We start from the raw sequence: 18,996 nt of genomic DNA on the forward strand, positions 1-18,996 counted from the left end.
GAAAGCACGGTGCCGGGTGCGGAGCACCCGGAAACAACGCAAAAAAAACTCTCCGCCTCGATCGATCGGCGGCGAAGCCGCCGATCGATCGAGGCGGAGACAAAGATGGGGGCAGCATGTTCCGGGTGCTGACCGGCCTGTCGATTAAATCATAGATCCAAATTTATAGTCGCCTTTTGCTCCGCAAAAGCAGCGTTTGTGGACGCATCTTTCGCAGAGCGAAAGGCGACTATGAATTAATCGACGAACCGTGACGCATTCGGCAAAGGGCTGTCACCCAACGCCGTGAAGAGTTTTGGTCCCGGAAAAACCCATTGCTTTGTTTAACCGCGTGGGCATCGCCCCGCGCGGTTCGCCCCGCATGGACGCGCGGGGCGATGCCCACGCGGTTAAACAATTTAGAAACCCTTCACGGCGTTGGTTGTCGCCGCTCCGCGGCTAGATTGGCTGGTATGTGAACCTCCATGGCGTTTCTAAGCCGGACGTTCTCGAACGCGTCGAGCTTCAGCGCGCATTCACAATGGACTACTCTCTTTTTTGGTAAAGCGATAAACTCTGCATCAGGAAACACGCTGTCTCGCTCTACGGACAAGAAACTGATGGTATTTGAAAGTCACATGTCGCAGCTTAGCCGCATGCTGAGAATGGTTGATGAAGATCCTGACATGCTGGATGAATACAGCAGCCAGCCACTTGTCGAACAGTGGGGCGATGATATCAACGAATTGTTGCACATGTTGCCGGACAGCTTGGTGGAAGATTGGCAGATGCTACGGGAGTTGACGCGGTACACCGTCACCAACGTTTACGCTGACAAAGAAATTCATGGGACCGTCCAAGAATACGGCAACGGTAGCGGCAACGTTTTTGTTCGATTCAAAGACAGCAAAATTGTTGGTCCGCAGTTCGGATGCACCCTCTGTGAAATCTCCGGCGACAATCTCTGTCACCATTCCATTGGCTTCGTGGACTACCTAGACGATCAGCTTGATGGTCGCCGTTCGAAACTGCGCACTCAAATTGAGAAAGCAAAATTTACCAAAGGCAATCCCGACCGCTCGCTCTTTCAGATTGATTATTCCAAGCGAGTGTTTCGTGACATCAATAACCTGATCAGCGTTTTACCGAAGACTGCGACGGTGGACCAGCTCGATGAATCGCTGCCACCCATCGCTGAAACGGCCAAGCAACGGATTTGTTGGGCCATCAGTTGTGATGCTGAAGGTTTGTCCGTCGAAGGGATGCTGCAACAACAAAAGAAACGTGGCACGGGCTTTACCAAAGGCCGGAAAATCCGGCTTGAAAAGTTGGTAACCGACCGCACTCTGCCATTTTCCGAGGTTGACCAAAAAGTGGTCGAACAGATTGAATTAATCCAAGACTATTACCGACACGGTGGTACATATCATCTGTCACCGCTTGCGGCGATTGCCGAACTGGTCGGCCAAGACAATGTGACATTCAACGACTCGCAATGCACCATCGCCAGTCGAACTCCGGTCATCACGATCGGCCAAAAAGACGAAAACTTGATGGCTTTTACGCTCGCGCGTTCGGCGGATGAATCGGATGGGCAACAAACTCAGAGAGTTTTTTTTGACGACACGCAGATGGCTGTCATTGACCAGGACCGTCACCATATTTGGTTCTCTTGTCCCGGCGAGAATGCGATTTCCGCAATTCGGTCTTTGATATCGGCAGCGCCGTTTGCGAATGATCAGCTTCCCGAAGTTGCCAAGCAACTGGAAGTACTACGCCCCTTTGTTTCGATTCAGTTACCCCAATCAATCGGCGGACCGCTCGTTGCCGAAACAGCAAAACCGGTTGTGATCCTGCGCTCGCGAAGCGATGGGCAACTCGATTACGGCGTCCGCGTTCGCACCGAATCAGGAAAACTAAAACGGCCGGGTTCACCGCCACTGGTTCAAATTGAAAAAGATGCCAACGGCAAACCGGTCCAGCGAATCCGTAGCGGTGAAAATGAAACCAAAGCGGCATCTGATTTGATCGCTGAACTTGGACTAGTCGCCGACAACCAAACGTTCCATGGGACGATCGATGATTTCCAAGTGGCACTCAGAGTGATCGAACGATTGCAAAGTGAAGAACTTGACATTGAAGTGTTATGGGACAAGACCAGTGAAAAACCGGTCAAGGTGTTGGGCAATTTGTCCAGCAAAAACGTTCGCGTCGACATTGCATCGAAACGAAATTGGTTTGGCGTCACCGGCGAATGCAAGTTTGGCAACCAATCGATGCCGCTGGCGGACCTGCTGCGAAATCTACCCGCCGCTGACCAAGCCATCGGTGACTTCATCAACCTGGGCGACGGTGGCTGGGCAAAGATCAATGACAAACTACGCGATCGCTTGAAACAACTGCGCGACGCAACACATTCCGATCGAAAAACGCTGAAGCTAGACGCGACCTCCGCGCCGGCAATCCGCGATTTGATGGATGAGGACATCGAAATCAAGGCGACCAAGGCGTGGGAAAAATGCTTGAAGCGTTTAGCCGATGCTGAAAAATTGCAGCCGGTGGTTCCAAAGAACCTGGATGCCAATCTGCGAGATTACCAGGTCGATGGTTACAAGTGGATGAGCCGCCTAGCAGCTTGGGGCGTCGGTGGAATTTTGGCGGACGACATGGGTTTGGGGAAAACGCTGCAAACCCTAGCCGTGCTGCTCGACCGCGCCGCGGACGGCCCCGCATTGGTCATCGCGCCAACGTCGGTGGGTTTCAATTGGGCCCGCGAATCCGAAAGGTTTGCGCCCGACTTGGACGTGCATCTTTACCGCGAAACCGATCGTGCTGACTTCCTGGCGTCGGTTGGCCCGGGCACGCTAGTGGTTTGCAGTTACGGCCTGGCACTGCGTGATGCAGAGGCCCTTGCGGCGGTGAGTTGGAACACGTTGGTGTTAGACGAAGCACAGGCGATCAAGAACAGTCGCAGCAAAACGTCGCGTGCGATCGCATCGATTGAAGCCGATTGGACGGTCGCGCTGACAGGCACGCCTGTTGAAAACCACTTGGGCGAACTTTGGTCTCTGTTTCAAATCGTTTCGCCGGGCGTTTTTGGTGGCTGGGAACAATTTCGCAGCCGTTACGCGGGGCCGATTGAAAAACAGAACGACGATGAGGCAAGGCAATCGTTGGCCACCCGCATTCAACCTTTCGTGTTGCGTCGAACCAAAACCGAAGTGCTGAAAGAATTGCCGCCACGAACCGAAATGAATCTTTACGTTGATTTGTCGGCCGCCGAACGAGCCGAATACGAACAGGTGCGATTGGCTGCGATCGGGGAAATTGAACAACTCGAATCAATGCCCGACATTCAAGATCAACGGTTCAAGATTCTGGCTCTGATGACTCGGCTGCGACAGATTTCCTGCCACCCCGGTTTGGTCAACAAGAATTGGCAGGAATCTTCCGCCAAGCTGGATCAGCTTTGCAGCACGTTGGCTGACCTGAAAGAAGAAGGGCATCGTGCGTTGGTCTTCAGCCAGTTCACTTCCCACTTGGCCCTGATTCGCGACGCATTGGACCAACGCGGATTCACTTATGAATATCTGGACGGATCAACGCCAGCGAAGTCGCGTCAAACGGCGGTCGATCAATTTCAAAATGGTTCCGCCGATTTGTTCCTGATCTCGTTGAAGGCTGGCGGCACGGGATTGAACCTAACGGCTGCCGACTACGTCATTCACATGGATCCGTGGTGGAATCCGGCGGTGGAAGATCAGGCGACCGATCGGGCCCACCGTTTCGGTCAAGACAAACCCGTGATGGTTTATCGAATTGTTGCACGCGGTACGATCGAAGAAGAAATCCTGGCGTTGCATGAATCCAAGCGTGACCTGGTCGCCGGCGTCATGCAGGGCACTCAAGCGGCAGCGAAATTGTCCAACGAAGATCTCATCCGCATGATGCGGGGATAGTCGAGGCTCTCCCGTCGCAACAGTCTTGACGCTAAGCTTTGGTCCATGAGCAATCAACTACAACTTGCCGTTCACGGAGCGGCCGGACGGATGGGACAGCGGGTCGTCGCGTTGGCGGCCGAGGACAGCGACATTGAAATCGTTGCGGCAATAGAGCACTCCGAAAATCGGTTGCTCGGCAATGATGCCGGGCTGATCGCCGGTATCTCTGCACTCGATATCTCGCTGACCGATGCTTGGCCAAATTACGCTGCCGTCGTCATCGACTTCTCGCTGCCGGTTGCCGCCGATGGCTGCATCGCAAACTGTGTGGCGGCAAAGATTCCGCTTGTGATGGCGACCACTGGGTTGACTGAGATTCAAAAACAGTCGCTCGAAGAAGCGTCCAAGTCGATCCCGATCGTCTTCGCACCTAGCATGTCGATGGCCGTCAATCTGACCATGAAATTGACTCAGCAAATCACTGAAACACTAAAAGGTGTCCCCGGTGGGCTGGACATTGAAATCCTGGAACGTCATCACCGGTTCAAGGCCGACGCGCCCAGCGGCACCGCCATCAAGTTCGGGGAATTGATCGCCGAAAAGATGGACGGCGACGTCAAGCATGTCCACGGGCGTGAAGGCGAAACGGGCCAGCGAACTCGTGGTGAAATTGGTTACCACGCGATTCGCGTCGGCGATAATCCCGGCGAACATACCATCGTGTTTGGCATGATGGGTGAACGGATCGAAATGAATGTCGCCGCCAGCAATCGTGATTGTTATGCGTCCGGTGCCATCGTGGCAGCAAAGTGGCTGCAGGATAAACCGGCCGGACTTTACAACATGTTCGACGTCCTTGGACTCTAACTTACCTTGGCCAAATGCGACGAAGGTTACCGATGCGACGTTTGCGGCAACGATGTCACATCGATTGTCGATAGCGATCTGTACCTCCGCTACGTGATCGGCGAATTGGATCCGGAAGTGTTGCACACCTCCGCCGAACGTCACCTGCGCTGCAACCCAGTCCTAACGCAGTTCATCGAGTACGAGGACTTCGAGCCTGTGGTCGTCGAAGGCGATTTCTCGAAACACAATCTCGATGCCGACTACGTTGCCAAACGAACCGAATTAGTGACCCGAGGCTACGTCAGGCTTTTGCAAATCGGAGCCACCGAAGGCGACCGAGACGTCACTAGTTACCCGCTACCCGAAGCAATCAAGAAATACCGATCATCACAACCGTAGGCCGTGTGTTAAAGTCTCTCTTTGACTCTTCTCCTAAGAACAATGGAACTACCCTTGTCCGGCAGTCTTTTCCAACGCGGATTCCTTAGCCTTATCGCGACTCAGTTCTTTGGGGCGATGAACGATAATGTTCTCAAAGGCATTTTGACCTTTATGGTCATTGACGGTGCCTGGGCGGGAAACCTGGGTAGCGGTGGTCAAGGGATCGTTGGCATCTGCTTCACCATTCCGTTCATTCTGCTTTCGGGGTACGCCGGCCAACTTGCTGATCGTCACTCGAAGAAGACGGTCACCACTTGGGTGAAAATACTCGAGATCCCAATTGTCATGCTGGCAGGACTGGGATTCTGGCTGGGAAACCTTTGGGTGACCCTGGCCGCACTGGTCGCGCTGACTTGTCAAAGTTCGTTTTTTGGCCCCGCCAAGTATGGCATGATTCCTGAATTGGTGGACGATTCGCAACTGTCCAAAGCGAATGGATCGATCAACATGATGACCAACGTGGCGGTCATTGTCGGCACGCTGGTCGCGGGCGTCGTGAGCGATCTGTACGCGCCCCAAGACGGTGCGGCTGGAATGGTCTGGCTGCCCATCATCACTCTGTTTTTAATCTCGGTCGGCGGTTTAGTGTCAGCTTTGTTTTTAACTCCGCTGCAACCCGGTGACCGAAACTTGAAATACAATCTAAATCCGTTGCACACTTACATCGATGCAATCGGGGAAATGTCCAAGACGCGGCTGCTGATGGTGATGATGGCCTGGGGATACTTTTATCTGCTGGCGGGCATCGCATTGTTCATCGTGCCTGAGTACACCGTCGTACTGGGAATTAACCGTGCCGAGGCAAGTGTGTTGATGGGTGTGTTGGGTGTCGCGATTGGCATTGGATGTGCGACCGCTGGGTTCATTTCCGGCAACCAGATTCAACCCAAGCTGATTCCTATCGGAGCGTTTGGATTGATTCTGTTTTTCACCCTGCTTGCTGCTGTCCCGCCGTGGATGCCTGATGCGGGTCCGATGATTCGCGTCGCCCTTAGCAACGTTTCGTTTTTTATTCTGGGCGCAGGATTCTTTGCCGGGTTCTACATCATTCCGCTGCAAGCACTGCTTCAAAAGATGTCGCCCGACGATGAACGCGGCCGGTTTCTGGGAACCGCCAATGCTGTTTCGTTCACGTTCATGACGATCGCCGCATTGTTCTACTGGGCGATCCGACCAGCCTTCGGCGACGAGCCGCAAAACATCTTTTACGTCAGTGCAGCGTTGATGGCCGCCGGAGCCGCATTCTTTCTGTGGCGACTGCGAGGCACGGGATTGGTGCTGGGCAACGCCAACGAATCACCTTCCGAAAAACCAGCCGTCGAAACGGGCAATCCGTATCAGCCACCTAGCGAACCAGAGTAAGATAGGTGGGCGAACTACCGAGGTTACTATGCTGAAAATTATTGTCGAAGATCAGGTTCTGGTTCCCGAGGACGTCAAAGATTTGCAGTCTTTTCGTCAGTGGACTTATCGTGACGACTTCCCGGAAAGCGGACGGATCGATTTCATCCAAGGCAGTATCGAGATTGACATGTCACCTGAACAACTATTTGCGCATGGACGACTGAAAGTTGAAATTTCAGGGACTTTGTTGTCAATTGTCCAACGCTCAGAATGGATGATTGTTTCTGATTCCACTCGTGTTGCGTGCGTTGAAGCTGATCTCGGTGCTGAACCAGACATCGTTGTGCTTGCACGCGATACGATTCAATCCGGTGCAGTTCGCCTAACACCCAAGTCAAACCGAAGTGGCGACTTTGTTGAAATCGAAGGTCCGGTCGATCTGGTCGTTGAAGTTGTCAGTGATTCGTCAGTCTCCAAAGACATGACTCGTCTCAGACGAGCGTACTTTGATGCTGGGATTCGTGAATACTGGATCGCTGATGCCCGGAAAGACGATCTTGTTTTCAAAATCTTGACACGATCGGGTGATGAGTACCAAGAAAGCGAGCCATCCGAGGACGGCTGGCTCGCTTCCGATGTGCTCAATAAAGAGTTCAAACTCACTCGGCCGGTCGTTGAACCTGAATGGGTCGAGTTTGAACTTCTCTGCCGGTAGTAAGGATGCCGTATTTCGCTGCTCTCAATACGGCCTACGTCGAACATCCGACAAAGAACTCACTACTTCTGAATCTCTACCAGCTCTTCGGCGGCTGCCATGTCGCGGATCTCTTGAGTGATCTTCATGGAGCAGTACTTTGGTCCACACATGCTGCAGAAATGGGCGCTCTTGAACGTGTCTTGCGGCAGCGTTTCATCGTGGTAGCGTTGTGCCGTTTCGGGATCAAGCGCTAACCTGAATTGCTCTTTCCAATCGAATTCAAACCGTGCCTTGGACAACGCGTCGTCACGATCTTGGGCTCCCTTGCGGCCGCGAGCAACGTCGGCGGCGTGAGCGGCGATCTTGTAGGCGATCACTCCTTGCTTGACGTCTTCTTCGTTGGGCAAACCGAGGTGTTCCTTGGGTGTGACGTAACAAAGCATTGCCGCACCGTGCCAGCCGGCCATGGCCGCACCGATGCCGGACGTGATGTGATCGTATCCGGGGGCGATGTCGGTGACCAAAGGACCGAGAACATAAAACGGAGCACCGTTGCAGATTTCGATCTGCTTTTCGATGTTCATTTGAATCTGATGCATCGGAATGTGGCCGGGGCCTTCGACCATCACCTGCGTACCAAGTTCTTGACCGCGTGCGGTCAATTCACCTAGCACTTCCAGTTCAGCAAATTGGGCGTCGTCCGACGCGTCAGCAATCGAACCGGGACGCATTCCGTCACCAAGCGACCAAGTGACGTCGTACTGACGGAAAATTTCGCACAGGTCATCGAAGCAATCGTAAAGCGGGTTTTGTTTTTTGTGGACCATCATCCACTTCGCGATCAACGATCCACCGCGACTGACGATTCCCGTGACGCGGTTCGCACTGAGGTGAAGGTGTTCTAGTTTGACGCCGCAGTGAACCGTCATGTAATCGACGCCCTGCTTTGCTTGATGCTCGCACATGTCAAGAAAGTGCTGAGCCGTCATGTCTTCGATGTTTCCACCCAGCTCTTCAAGCATTTGATAAATCGGTACGGTGCCGATTGGCACAGGCGACTTGTCGATGATCTTGCGGCGGATGTTGTCGATGTCTTTGCCGGTCGACAAGTCCATCACCGTGTCGGCACCGAAGTGGACTGCGGTGTGCAGCTTGTCCAGTTCTTCGCCAACGTTGCTGGTGACGGCCGAGTTGCCGATGTTGGCGTTAATCTTGCACTTCGCTGCGATCCCGATCGCCATCGGTTCCAAAGCACCGGCCGCGTGGACGGTGTTCGCTGGAATGACCATGCGGCCAATCGCGACTTCATCACGGATCAGTTCGGGTGCGAGGTCTTCTCGTTTGGCAACGAACTCCATTTCAGGAGTAATTTCACCAGCACGGGCGGCAAGAATTTGAGTTTGAGACATAGATCAACAGGGCTCCGACGACGTTAAATTAGTAGCCCAGACTATAGGCTTAGATTGGGGAAATGAGTAGATCCCGCGAAGTAACTTCCGATGTAATCAACAGCAGTTGGGGCTAGCGGTCGGTCGCGTCAATGTCAGTCGCCTTTCGCTCCGCGAAAGAAGCGTCCGCTAACGCAGCTTTTGCGGAGCAAAAGGCGACTATTTGATGCAACTCGCTTCACAGCGTCTTCAAGTATTCCAGCACAGCTTTTTTCTCAGCCTCGCTCAACTGATCAGGATAATCGTGTCCCGAATTACTTTTCCCGAACCGCCGCGTATCAAAATGGCTGCGTCGAATGGCCACATCGGGCTCGGTGACGGGAACTTTCGCAACCGACTTGACCTGTAACCCGACACGCTCCTCGTCCATTTCCTCGGCAGTTCGTATCCAAACCTCGGGCCGCTCGGCGGGGTGCAGGACATGCCACAGCGTGGGGACGCTGCCGTTGTGAAAGTAGGGAGCCGACGCCCAAATTCCGTCCAGCGGCGGGGCAACGTAACCGTCGGGGTCCGTGACCGTTTCTTGTTCGTCTTCCTCACCGCCGTGCGCAAACCAACTCTCGGCGTACCTCTGACGCCCCTCGACCGGAAGCGCCGTCAGACGAACCGGATCGGTCCCGATGTCGTCGATCGCAATGCGTCGGTTCGGGTAAGTCCAATCGTCGCCGCCTACTTTACTTGCATACGTACCGTGACAACTCGCACAGTGATCGCCGAACACCACCCTGCCCTGCTCTGCCAATTTTGCTTCAACCGGCCCCTCGTACTTCGGAGCACGCAGCGATGAAAGATAAGCGTAGACGTCACGAAAGCCATCTTCGTTTTCGAGATAAAATTCGCGTTCGTTTTCAGGAATCAACGTGAACTGCATCAAACCGCGATGCCCTTTTTGTGCAAAGCCATCGATGTAAATGTAGGGCCGTTTGTAGAACGTCCACCATGGCGGAGCGTCCATATCATGGTGAGTAAACGACGTCGGCGGCGTGTCGATCAAGTTCAAATCGGCGTCTCGACTGCTCATCAATCCCATGCCGAACACGACTGCGTTGGTGGTGCCATGCGTCGTACCCAACGGAATAAATAATGCCCCCATGTCCATTCGCGAAAACGGTTTTCCCAGCTTGAATTTCGTCGCTCGGATTTCTTCGGTCATCGTCTGTAACGCGAATCGGTTGTTGGGTGCTCCAGGCGTTGGCTTGCCGTAGACGCTGCCGCCGTGACAAGAAAAGCAGTTCATTGTCCATTTGCCAGCCTCATCAACAACGTATTGCAGTGGCTTGCCGGAATCATCATCCGGACGCGTTGTCAGCCCATAGCGGTTAAACGCCATCGCACGCCGCTCTTCGACCGTCGCATTCTCCGCAAGACTGCGCAGCGGTTCCGGCCAAGACTTCCAAACCTGATCAAGAATTTCCTGAGTAAAATCACTAGTCAGAACTGGCTTTTCGGTCAGGAAACGGTATCCGCGTGCGGCGGCATCAGGATCAACAACCGCCTCGCCCACGGCCCCATTTCCGACCTCAGCGATCGCGGGCGTGATACCCAAAGTGACGAAACAACACAGCACAACCGGGCAGATGTATGGTTTTAGACAAGCAATCATGGGTCTCACAAAACAAGTGGCTCTCGGTTAGTTTAGACCGGCAGCAAGCCCGGGACACAACTTGACTCGTTCGCCTAAACACTTTCAGTGTCGGATCCGCTTTCAGGTCGCTGTCGATCGAGCCGACCAAACAGCGTTGCCAAATCAACAGACCAACCCGGTAAGACCTTTCCGCCATCAAGTGTCGCTTCTTCATCGGCAACAAAGAAACGTTCGGGAGCTTCATAAACCGCTACCGTTCTACGTCGCGGATCGACCATCCAAATCAATCGCACACCCGCCTGAAAATACTCTCGACGTTTGCGAGCCATCTCGGCTCGAGTGTTGCTGATACTTAGCACCTCCACAACAAAATCAGGCACCAAGTCTGGGATGGGTTGCCCGCGTGGAATTTTGCCATCAGGTAGGCGATCCCAACTTATAAAAGCGACGTCCGGGCCTCGAACCACTTCGCCGTACAACCTGGAGAAGCCGTCTGAGCCAGTCACAACACCGAGATCATTCTCGTCTAAAAAGCTCATCAAAAAGTGACCAATGGCACTTGCCAACAAAGATTCCTCCCATCCCATGGCTTTCTCCACCAACGTGCCGTCAACCAGTTCGCACAAGCGACCTTCCACCTCGTTCACTCGAATCAAATCCACCAATGTCGCTTGGCCCGGCGGAGGATCAGACAACACGCGATCAGGCGAAATGCCCCCCAGATCGATCAAGCGATCAGCAAGAGAGTTGGTAACGGCAGCGTTTTGCATGATCTACCCTGAAATGAATTGGTTCCACGGAACGTTGTAAGTATAGCAGGTTCAGATTCAGAATCGCATCTCTTGAACCAACCGAACCAACGGTTGTTACTGGCCAACACCGTTTCTAGCGCGAAGGAACTCATTGATCGCCTTTTGGACCTCTGCCTTAGGAACATCCATCTGAAAGCGGATGACACTGACACCCCCGAAGGAACGAACTTCTGATTTCGTACTTCCAAATCGAAGAAAAAGATTTTCCTGTTTTTCGTTAACAGCGAATTGCGAAGCGGTTTCGCCTGACGTTCTTGCGATGATCCACGACGAACGTGCGTGCCCTACCCTGACTCCGTAACCTCCAATGCTTTCGCGCCGGGATACTCGCATACCGATTGGCGGAATCAACCGCACGTTCTCCAGCCGGTAAGGTCCACTGACGGGATATCGCAAGTACCTCAAGTCGTCGATCGTTGGCGCAGGTTCGATCGTTCTCCACTGCGACAAAATTCTTGATTCGATCAGCCCTGGGTCCAGAGAGATCGTGTCTTTTTCACCTTTCTGCGACTGCACCCAACCCACCGCCGACCGCCAATCCTCGCCGCGATAGGCCAGCAGGTGCGGACGAGTGCAAAGCGTTTGCAAAACGCCCTGGGACCAAGTCAAACCGAGTAGCAAAACGATCGCCACAAATGCAGGTGCAGCAAGCCAACCCCGATTCGCAATCCGACATTTCCCCACCGCTCCACCGACCAGCAACGCGAACATCGGCAGCGTGGAAACCAGATAACGCCGATGCCACAAATGCACCACATCCAAGCGTGATGCAATCCAAAATGCAAACGTTGCACTGACCGCAATCAAGGCGACGCACACCATCGCTGGACGTTTGCCTGGGCAGAACAAAGCAATCACCAGGGGAATGACCAGCAACCATGTCCAATCCCAAATCGCTACCGCGTCGCGAAATTCAGGTGCCATCGCGAAGGTCGCCCAGTTGCCACGCGATCGCCAAGATGACCCCAGTGTTGTCGTCCACAGCGCCCATCCCACTGCCACCAATGCGGTGATCAGCAACAGGTTTGACAAACTTAACCGAAGTTTGAATCCTTCTTCCCGCAAACGTTTCAGCCCAACCAAAGCCGGAAGCCAGACCAAAACTCCAAACGAAGTTGGCTGCGTTGCCAGCGCGACCAAAACACTGATCGCCAGAATGTTCCAAGCGTAAGGCGAATCCGATTCAAGCAATTTGACAAAACAGATCGTTGCGATTGACGCGGAAAGAATCACGACGGCGTAGGGACGAATTTCCGTTCCGAAGAAGATCGCGTTGGATTCCAAGGCCATCACTAAACCGGCCGCGACCCCGCCGATTCGGCTGCCCGTCCATCGGTTCACGCCCCACGTCATCACGGCGGCGGCGATCGACGTCATCAGGACGCTGGACATTCTCAGCGCGACTTCACCACAACCAAACGCTTGTTTCCAAAACCACAATCCGCCGAAGTAAATCGGCGACTGATTGCCCAGCCGGGCTCGCGGAGCAACGTCGGCAAGTGCATCCCAAACGCACCATGCCGAGTGCAATTCATCGACCCAGAAACTTTCGTAGCATGATGGCAAACGAATCACCATTGCGACCAAAAACACGATCGCTGCCGCAATGACAGCGCCCCGGTTCGACTTGGCCGTAGCGGAAGTCGCCAAGACTTTCGGCGAACACTTTTGATGCCGAAAGTCTTGGCGACTTCCGCTACGCTTTGCTGGACACACTCTATCGACCTGCGTCTCGGAGGACTCGGCAAGCCGTTTCAATCTGCTCCGCCGACACATTCAAATGGGTGACCAGGCGAATCGTTTGCGGACCAATTGCGAAACAATCGATGCCCTGATCAGCCAAGTGTTTTTGCAGTTTGTTGCCATCGCCCCAACTCGGATCGATGTCGATTGCGACAATGTTGGTGTGGACGTCGCCACCACGAATGCTGAACACACTGCAAGACTCCGCCGCATCGCCTAGCATTTTGGCGTGATCATGATCTAGGCTTAATCGATCGCGGTGGCTTTCTAACGCATGCAGCGAGCCAGCCGCGACGATGCCGGCTTGCCGCATCGCACCGCCGAACAACTTTCTTGCCCGGCGAGCCGCTTGCACAAATTTTTCTTCGCCCGCTAGCGCCGAACCCACCGGTGCTCCCAATCCTTTGCTAAAGCAAACGCTGACCGAATCAAACGGCTCACACAACTCCGCTTCGCTTTTGCCAGTCGCGATCGCCGCGTTCCACAACCGGGCTCCATCCAAATGAGTCTTTAAGCCTTGACCGGACGCCCACCAGCAAGCCTCCACGACATCGTCTTGCGGTGCGATCCGGCCGCCCCAACGGTTGTGAGTATTCTCCAGACACAGCAATTCTGTTCGCACATGATGATCGTCCGTGGGGTTGATCGCTCCTTGCAAATGCTCGACGCGAAGGACGCCTTGGTCGCCAGCGATGGTCTTGGCGACTAAACCGCTAAGTCCCGCGAAGGCTCCTTGTTCGTAGTGATAAATGTGGCAATCGGCCTCGCAAATGAATTCATTGCCACGGTCGCAGTGAACCCGAACGGCCACTTGGTTTGTCATACTTCCGCTGGGCATGAAAACGGCGGCTTCCTTGCCGAGGATCTCCGCCGTTCGCTGCTCCAGCTTTTCCAGCGTCGGATCAACGTCGATGACTGCATCGCCCAGAGTTGCGTTGGCGATGGCGAGCCGCATTTCGGGGGTCGGCAAGGTGACGGTGTCGCTGCGAAGATCAATCATGGATGTTGCTGATTTGCATGGAATGCGGCCTGAGAAAGAGCGGCCTACGAAAGACCTGGGCTGGCATCTATCATGTCATCTTACCGACGACCACGTGACCCCATCGACCAATTTCATGCCCTCACCCACCGCACAACTGAACATCCAACGCGTTGACGCTCGAACTGGATCCGCCGAGATCCTGGACGAGCTTCGAGCCAAGCTCAGCCCCGATGGTGACGTCGTTTCCCCGCGTGGGCGAGCGTTGACCGAAGAAGTCTTCGGCCAGCCGCTGACGCCGGTTCAAGTGGTCGACAAGATCTGCGAAGACGTCCGCGGCGAGGGCACGCCGGCGCTGCTGCGTTACCTGAAATCGCTCGACAAAGCAGACCTGACCGCCGACCAATTACGAGTCCCCGCCGAAGAATTGAAAGCCGCCCACGCCGCCGCCGACCCAGTTCTATTGGAATCGATTCGACGCATCCGTGACAACGTCGCCGAATTTGGAAAAGCGATTCTTCACCAGGATGTCACGATTCAACCCAAGCCTGGCGTAACGCTGACCCAGCGTTATGTGCCGCTTCGACGTGTCGGCGTTTGCGTCCCCGGTGGTGCGGCGGCCTATCCATCGACCGTGTTGATGACCGTGGTGCCCGCACAAGTCGCCGGTGTGAAAGAGATCGCTGTCGTCGCGCCGCCGACGCCTTTCGGCGCTTACAACACCGACATGCTGGCGACGTGTCACGAACTCGGCGTCACCGAGGTCTATCGCATGGGCGGTGCGCAAGCGGTCGCGGCACTGGCCTACGGATGCGACGATGTTCCTGCCGTCGATAAAATTGTCGGTCCGGGCAACCTGTTTGTCGCTCTGGCAAAGAAACGGGTCTACGGAACCGTTGATATCGATTCGTTTGCTGGCCCCAGCGAAGTGATCGTGATCGCTGACGAAACCGCGAACCCGGCATTCGTCGCATCCGACTTGTTGGCTCAGGCCGAGCACTCGCCCGGATCGTCGATCCTGATCACGTGGGATGAAGGTCTGATCGAAAGCGTCTACGAAGAACTGGTTAAACAATTGCAATCGCTTGATCGCAGCGAATTGACGCTCGATGCACTCCAATCTTTCGGCGCGTTGATCCTAGTTCGCGACGAACAACACGCCTGCGAATTGACCGATAGTTTTGCACCGGAACATTTGCAAATTGAAACGGCCAACCCGCGAGACCAAATGGCCAAGATCAACAACAGCGGTGCTGCGTTCCTGGGGCACCACACGCCAGTGGCACTGGGTGATTACGCAGCCGGTCCGTCGCACGTTCTACCAACCGGCGGCACCTGCACCTGGGCAGCCGGGTTGTGCAGCAACAGTTTCCTGCGAAGCGGTAGCGTGACGGAGTTCGACCAAACCGCACTGACCAACATCGCACCTGACGTAATTGCCGTTGCTGAAAAAGAAGGTTTGACCGCGCACGCAAAAAGCGTCTCGATTCGGACGAGCGAATGAGCGGTGTTAAGAAATTCACCGAGATACTGTTTTGGCAACGTGCGAGAGATTGGTCGAAAGAGATATTCTTTCTGACAAAGGAAAAACCATTTGCCTCCGACCGTCGCCTAGTCACTCAAATCAACGACTCGTCTGAATCAACAATGGCAAATATCGCTGAAGGCTTTGGTCGCGGAACTCAAGGTGAGTTTATTCAGTTTTTGGGCTATTCGATGGGCAGTTTGCTGGAAACACAATCGCACCTGGTCGCAGCATACGACCGCGAGTACATCGATGCGGAGACGTATCGCCGATTGTTCAACGAAGGAACGTCGATCCGAAGAATGATGATCGCATTTATGAAATCGATGAAGAAGCACGGGTCAGGCGTCAAGCACATCAAACCGCCGTACAAGAGCTGGTCGAGCGAGGTGTGGGAGATGTACGAGAAGTTTACCGGAGAGAAGCGACCAGAGATGTTTCAAGAGGACAAGAAGACGTAAGTACTCAGTACTCAGTACTCAGTACTCAGTACTCAGTACTCAGTACTCAGTACTCAGTACTCAGTACTCAGTACTCAGTACTCAGTACTCAGTACTCAGTACTCAGTACTCAGTACTCAGTACTCAGTACGATGGCTATGCTTTGTCCACCTAGCGGTCAACCCAAACCCCGACCATTTTCCAACTCCATGATTGAATCCCTCTTCCGCCCTGCCCTTTCCCGCATGCAGCCCTACGCCCCCGGCGAACAGGCGGCACCGGGCAAGACGATCAAACTAAACACGAACGAAAATCCGTACCCACCGGCACCGGAAGTCGTCAAGGCAATTCAAGAAGCGGCCAGCGGGCCGCTGAACCGATATCCCGATCCGGTTGCGACGTCGTTTCGCCGCGCCGCGGCAGACGCACTTGGCTTGCCCGGACCTGAATGGATCCTAGCGGGTAATGGCAGCGATGAAATCTTGACAATCCTGGTTCGTGGTTTTGTCGGCGAGGGACAGCACCTACGCCTGCCCTACCCCAGTTACATCCTGTACCGAACTCTCGCCGACATCCAAGGTGCCGCGTGGCAACAAACACCTTTTGAAAATGACTGGAAACTGCCAGCCGCGTTTGGGGAAAACGAAGACGATTTGCGTTTGGTGTTGCTCCCAAACCCCAACAGCCCCAGCGGAACATTGGTGCCCAAAAACGAAGTCGCATCGATCGCCGATTCACTCGATTGCCCGCTGATCGTCGATGAAGCGTACGTCGATTTTGCAAACGAAAACTGCCTGGACTTAGTTCAGGAAAATGAACGCGTGCTGGTGACTCGAACGCTCAGCAAGTCTTACGGATTAGCCGGCATGCGATTCGGCTTCCTCGTCGCTCAACCTCACGTCGTCGCCGAACTATCCAAGATCAAAGACAGCTACAATTGCGACGCCATCTCCATCGCCGCTGCGACCGCGGCGGTGTCCAGCCAGGACTGGCTATCGGACATTGTCGCCAAGCTCAACGCCACCCGCGGGAGAATGGAAACCCGTTTGACTGAGATGGGATTTGCGGTAACACCCTCCCACGCCAACTTCGTTTGGTGCCAGCACCCCGATGGTAATCATCAAAGTCGTTACGAATATCTCAAGAAGAACCAAATCTTGGTTCGATATATGTCGTTTCCCGACTGGGGCGACGGGCTACGGATTAGCGTAGGAACCGACGACCAAATCGATGCCTGTTTAATGATGTTGGAAAGATTCTCATGACCCGCACTGCAAACGTTCACCGCAAAACCGGCGAAACCGACATTCAGCTATCCATCGATCTCGATGGTGATGGCAGCGGTACCCGTTCCAGCGGCATCGGTTTCCTCGACCACATGCTAGACCTGCTAGCCAAGCACGCATTGATCAATTTGGACGTCGATGCCAAAGGCGATTTGCACGTCGATGACCACCACACCGCCGAAGACATCGGCATCGCGTTGGGCCAATGCGTCCACGAAGCACTCGGCGATCGCGCCGGCATCCGCCGCTACGGACACTTCACGCTGCCAATGGACGAATGCTTGGTCACCGCCGCAGTCGATCTTGGCGGGCGTTATGCGTTTGAATATCACGCACCGATCGCTGCATCAAAAATCGGAACCTTCGACAGCGAATTAGTCGAACACTTTTGGCAATCGTTCGCTGCCAACGCCAACTGCAACTTGCATGTCGTCCTGCACCACGGACGCAACGGTCATCACATTGCCGAGTGCGTCTTCAAGGCCGTCGCAAGAGCGATTCGCATGGCCGCCGAAAGTGATCCACGCAGCGACGCCGTGCCTAGCACCAAGGGCGTGCTGTAAACGCATTTGGCAGTTACGATGCCGTAACTCGCTTCACTCGCTACGGCCTACGTCTTGGCAAACAAACCTACGGCTGCCAATCCAATCAGACTCAGTAGCACTGAAAACAGCAAGAAGTTTGAAAACAGTGCGATGGAGGTTAACAGGATGATGGCCAAAATTGCCGCGATGCGGGCCGGCAACATCCACAGCGTTAAACCGAAGATCGTTTCGGTGATGATGATGAATCGGCTGTAGGTCGTCGCGATCTCGCGAAGGGCTTCGGCGTCGTAACGATCGCGAAGCCAGTTGAAGGTCCAGAAATTGCGATCGACAAAATAGATGTCGTGCAGCACCTCGCCCGACCAATACTCTGGTGTCCACTTCCCCACCGCGCCGGCCAGCAAGATCATCGAAATCATACAGCGGGCCAAGAACGCACCCTTGCGAAGTAAGACTTCCGCATCGTCACAGTTCATCCGACTGACAAACCACCACGACCAAAGCGACGTCCACCAACCCGTCGTAAACGTGGCGTCGTTGTAACTGCCTTGATGAAGACACAACACCGTTAAGCCGAACAACGAAACAAAACTGCCAAGATTCCGGACGACTCGGTTGCGAATCAAAATACATAGTAGCGATGAAATAACGACGGCGGCAAAACTGCCCACGAGTACTGAATCGGATCGCAGTATCCGTGGGAAGAAAACATCATCGATCGTGATGTACCCATACACCTGGATCGACTGATAAAAGAACTCGTACTTCCAAACCAACGATAACAGCAAGCAAACCTGTACGATTCGGTAGGCAAGATCAACTCGTCTGCTCAGCTTCGGCGATGCAATCACGATTCAGGTTGCCTCAGCAACACAAAATCTCGCTCGCCGCGATTCTTCAAATGCAATTGCGTCCGCAATTGCTGGCCGCGGTAGTCGGATTCAAGCGTAAACCAGCGGTCGCGTCCATCTCGCAAATTCACATACCTGCCCACTGAAAACGTGGCGTCACGAGCGGGAAAATGGTTGATGTAGCGAAACGAATCATCGACATCGAGACTGCCGAAGAAGGAATCGACGAAGCCAGGCGGCACATCATTCACCTCCGTCCGATTGGCAAAGTTGTACATTGCCGGGATTGGAAACTGTGCGGCGAATCGCATAAACGATCCGCTTCGAAGATGAAAACGATGCATCGTTGCATTGGCGATCGCGGGAACGATCGGCATTAGCAACAGCCAGGTTGCGATTGCGGCGACAGAAAACAAGATCGCAATGAAGCCGATATCGTTTTTCAAAACTTCGTTAAGCCGCGTGGGCATCACCCCGCGTTTCCCAGCAGACGCGCGGCCCGATGGGCACGCGATTAAACGAAGAAAATTC

At 54.2% G+C, this 18,996-nt stretch carries 16 protein-coding genes; 9 read left to right on the plus strand and 7 right to left on the minus strand.

Annotated elements, in window-relative coordinates:
- Positions 1–599 precede the first annotated feature (599 nt).
- From RC85_RS01270 to RC85_RS01290, 5 genes are read left to right on the plus strand one after another with little or no spacing between them, the layout of a single operon-like run.
- Complete coding sequence (locus tag RC85_RS01270; RefSeq protein ID WP_068258063.1) at positions 600–3,938, plus strand: DEAD/DEAH box helicase; 3,339 nt, start codon at positions 600–602, stop codon at positions 3,936–3,938.
- Between the two features lie 45 nt (positions 3,939–3,983).
- The gene (dapB, locus tag RC85_RS01275; RefSeq protein WP_084422252.1) at positions 3,984–4,787 is read left to right on the plus strand and encodes a 4-hydroxy-tetrahydrodipicolinate reductase; all 804 of its coding nucleotides are present in this window, start codon (positions 3,984–3,986) and stop codon (positions 4,785–4,787) included.
- A 6-nt stretch (positions 4,788–4,793) separates the two neighbouring features.
- Positions 4,794–5,168 (plus strand): hypothetical protein, encoded by a 375-nt coding sequence (locus RC85_RS01280; RefSeq protein ID WP_068258064.1) that lies wholly within the window; start codon positions 4,794–4,796, stop codon positions 5,166–5,168.
- 42 nt (positions 5,169–5,210) lie between these two features.
- A complete protein-coding gene (locus RC85_RS01285; protein WP_084422253.1) occupies positions 5,211–6,572 on the plus strand; it encodes an MFS transporter in 1,362 nt (453 codons plus the stop codon).
- Positions 6,573–6,600: 28 nt separating this feature from the next.
- Positions 6,601–7,269 carry a Uma2 family endonuclease gene (locus tag RC85_RS01290; RefSeq protein ID WP_068258066.1) on the plus strand — a complete coding sequence of 223 codons (669 nt, stop codon included), beginning with the start codon at positions 6,601–6,603 and terminating at the stop codon, positions 7,267–7,269.
- 62 nt (positions 7,270–7,331) lie between these two features.
- Here RC85_RS01290 and thiC read toward each other — a convergent pair whose 3' ends face one another.
- From thiC to RC85_RS01315, 5 genes are all read right to left on the minus strand, one after another.
- On the minus strand, positions 7,332–8,660 hold the full coding sequence (gene thiC, locus RC85_RS01295) for a phosphomethylpyrimidine synthase ThiC (protein WP_068258067.1): 1,329 nt from the start codon (positions 8,658–8,660) through the stop codon (positions 7,332–7,334).
- Positions 8,661–8,877: 217 nt separating this feature from the next.
- Entirely contained in the window at positions 8,878–10,302 is a 1,425-nt protein-coding gene (locus tag RC85_RS01300) for a c-type cytochrome (protein ID WP_149752816.1), read from the minus strand.
- Positions 10,303–10,376: 74 nt separating this feature from the next.
- On the minus strand, positions 10,377–11,054 hold the full coding sequence (locus tag RC85_RS01305) for a Uma2 family endonuclease (RefSeq protein ID WP_068258068.1): 678 nt from the start codon (positions 11,052–11,054) through the stop codon (positions 10,377–10,379).
- A 96-nt stretch (positions 11,055–11,150) separates the two neighbouring features.
- Positions 11,151–12,812: a glycosyltransferase family 39 protein gene (locus RC85_RS01310; RefSeq protein WP_068258069.1), complete on the minus strand. Its 1,662-nt coding sequence runs from the start codon at positions 12,810–12,812 to the stop codon at positions 11,151–11,153.
- A 1-nt stretch (position 12,813) separates the two neighbouring features.
- Positions 12,814–13,839 (minus strand): threonine aldolase family protein, encoded by a 1,026-nt coding sequence (locus RC85_RS01315; RefSeq protein ID WP_068258070.1) that lies wholly within the window; start codon positions 13,837–13,839, stop codon positions 12,814–12,816.
- A gap of 115 nt (positions 13,840–13,954) precedes the next feature.
- Here RC85_RS01315 and hisD point away from each other — a divergent pair, with 115 nt between their 5' ends.
- From hisD to hisB, 4 genes are all read left to right on the plus strand, one after another.
- On the plus strand, positions 13,955–15,322 hold the full coding sequence (gene hisD, locus RC85_RS01320; RefSeq protein WP_068258123.1) for a histidinol dehydrogenase: 1,368 nt from the start codon (positions 13,955–13,957) through the stop codon (positions 15,320–15,322).
- On the plus strand, positions 15,319–15,804 hold the full coding sequence (locus tag RC85_RS01325) for a four helix bundle protein (RefSeq protein WP_068258071.1): 486 nt from the start codon (positions 15,319–15,321) through the stop codon (positions 15,802–15,804). The genes hisD and RC85_RS01325 overlap by 4 nt, the downstream gene beginning before the upstream one ends.
- Before the next feature lie 188 nt (positions 15,805–15,992).
- Complete coding sequence (gene hisC, locus RC85_RS01330; protein ID WP_084422254.1) at positions 15,993–17,048, plus strand: histidinol-phosphate transaminase; 1,056 nt, start codon at positions 15,993–15,995, stop codon at positions 17,046–17,048.
- Entirely contained in the window at positions 17,045–17,632 is a 588-nt protein-coding gene (gene hisB, locus RC85_RS01335; RefSeq protein WP_068258073.1) for an imidazoleglycerol-phosphate dehydratase HisB, read from the plus strand. Before hisC ends, hisB begins: the two co-directional genes overlap by 4 nt.
- A 47-nt stretch (positions 17,633–17,679) precedes the next feature.
- On the opposite strand, the gene RC85_RS01340 is transcribed toward hisB, so the two are convergent.
- Together RC85_RS01340 and RC85_RS01345 are read right to left on the minus strand one after the other, a co-directional pair.
- The gene (locus RC85_RS01340; protein WP_068258074.1) at positions 17,680–18,465 is read right to left on the minus strand and encodes a hypothetical protein; all 786 of its coding nucleotides are present in this window, start codon (positions 18,463–18,465) and stop codon (positions 17,680–17,682) included.
- On the minus strand, positions 18,462–18,935 hold the full coding sequence (locus tag RC85_RS01345; RefSeq protein WP_068258075.1) for a hypothetical protein: 474 nt from the start codon (positions 18,933–18,935) through the stop codon (positions 18,462–18,464). Before RC85_RS01345 ends, RC85_RS01340 begins: the two co-directional genes overlap by 4 nt.
- Between the last annotated feature and the right edge of the window lie 61 nt (positions 18,936–18,996).

This window comes from Rubripirellula obstinata, assembly GCF_001642955.1.
Classification (GTDB): Bacteria; Planctomycetota; Planctomycetia; order Pirellulales; family Pirellulaceae; genus Rubripirellula; species Rubripirellula obstinata.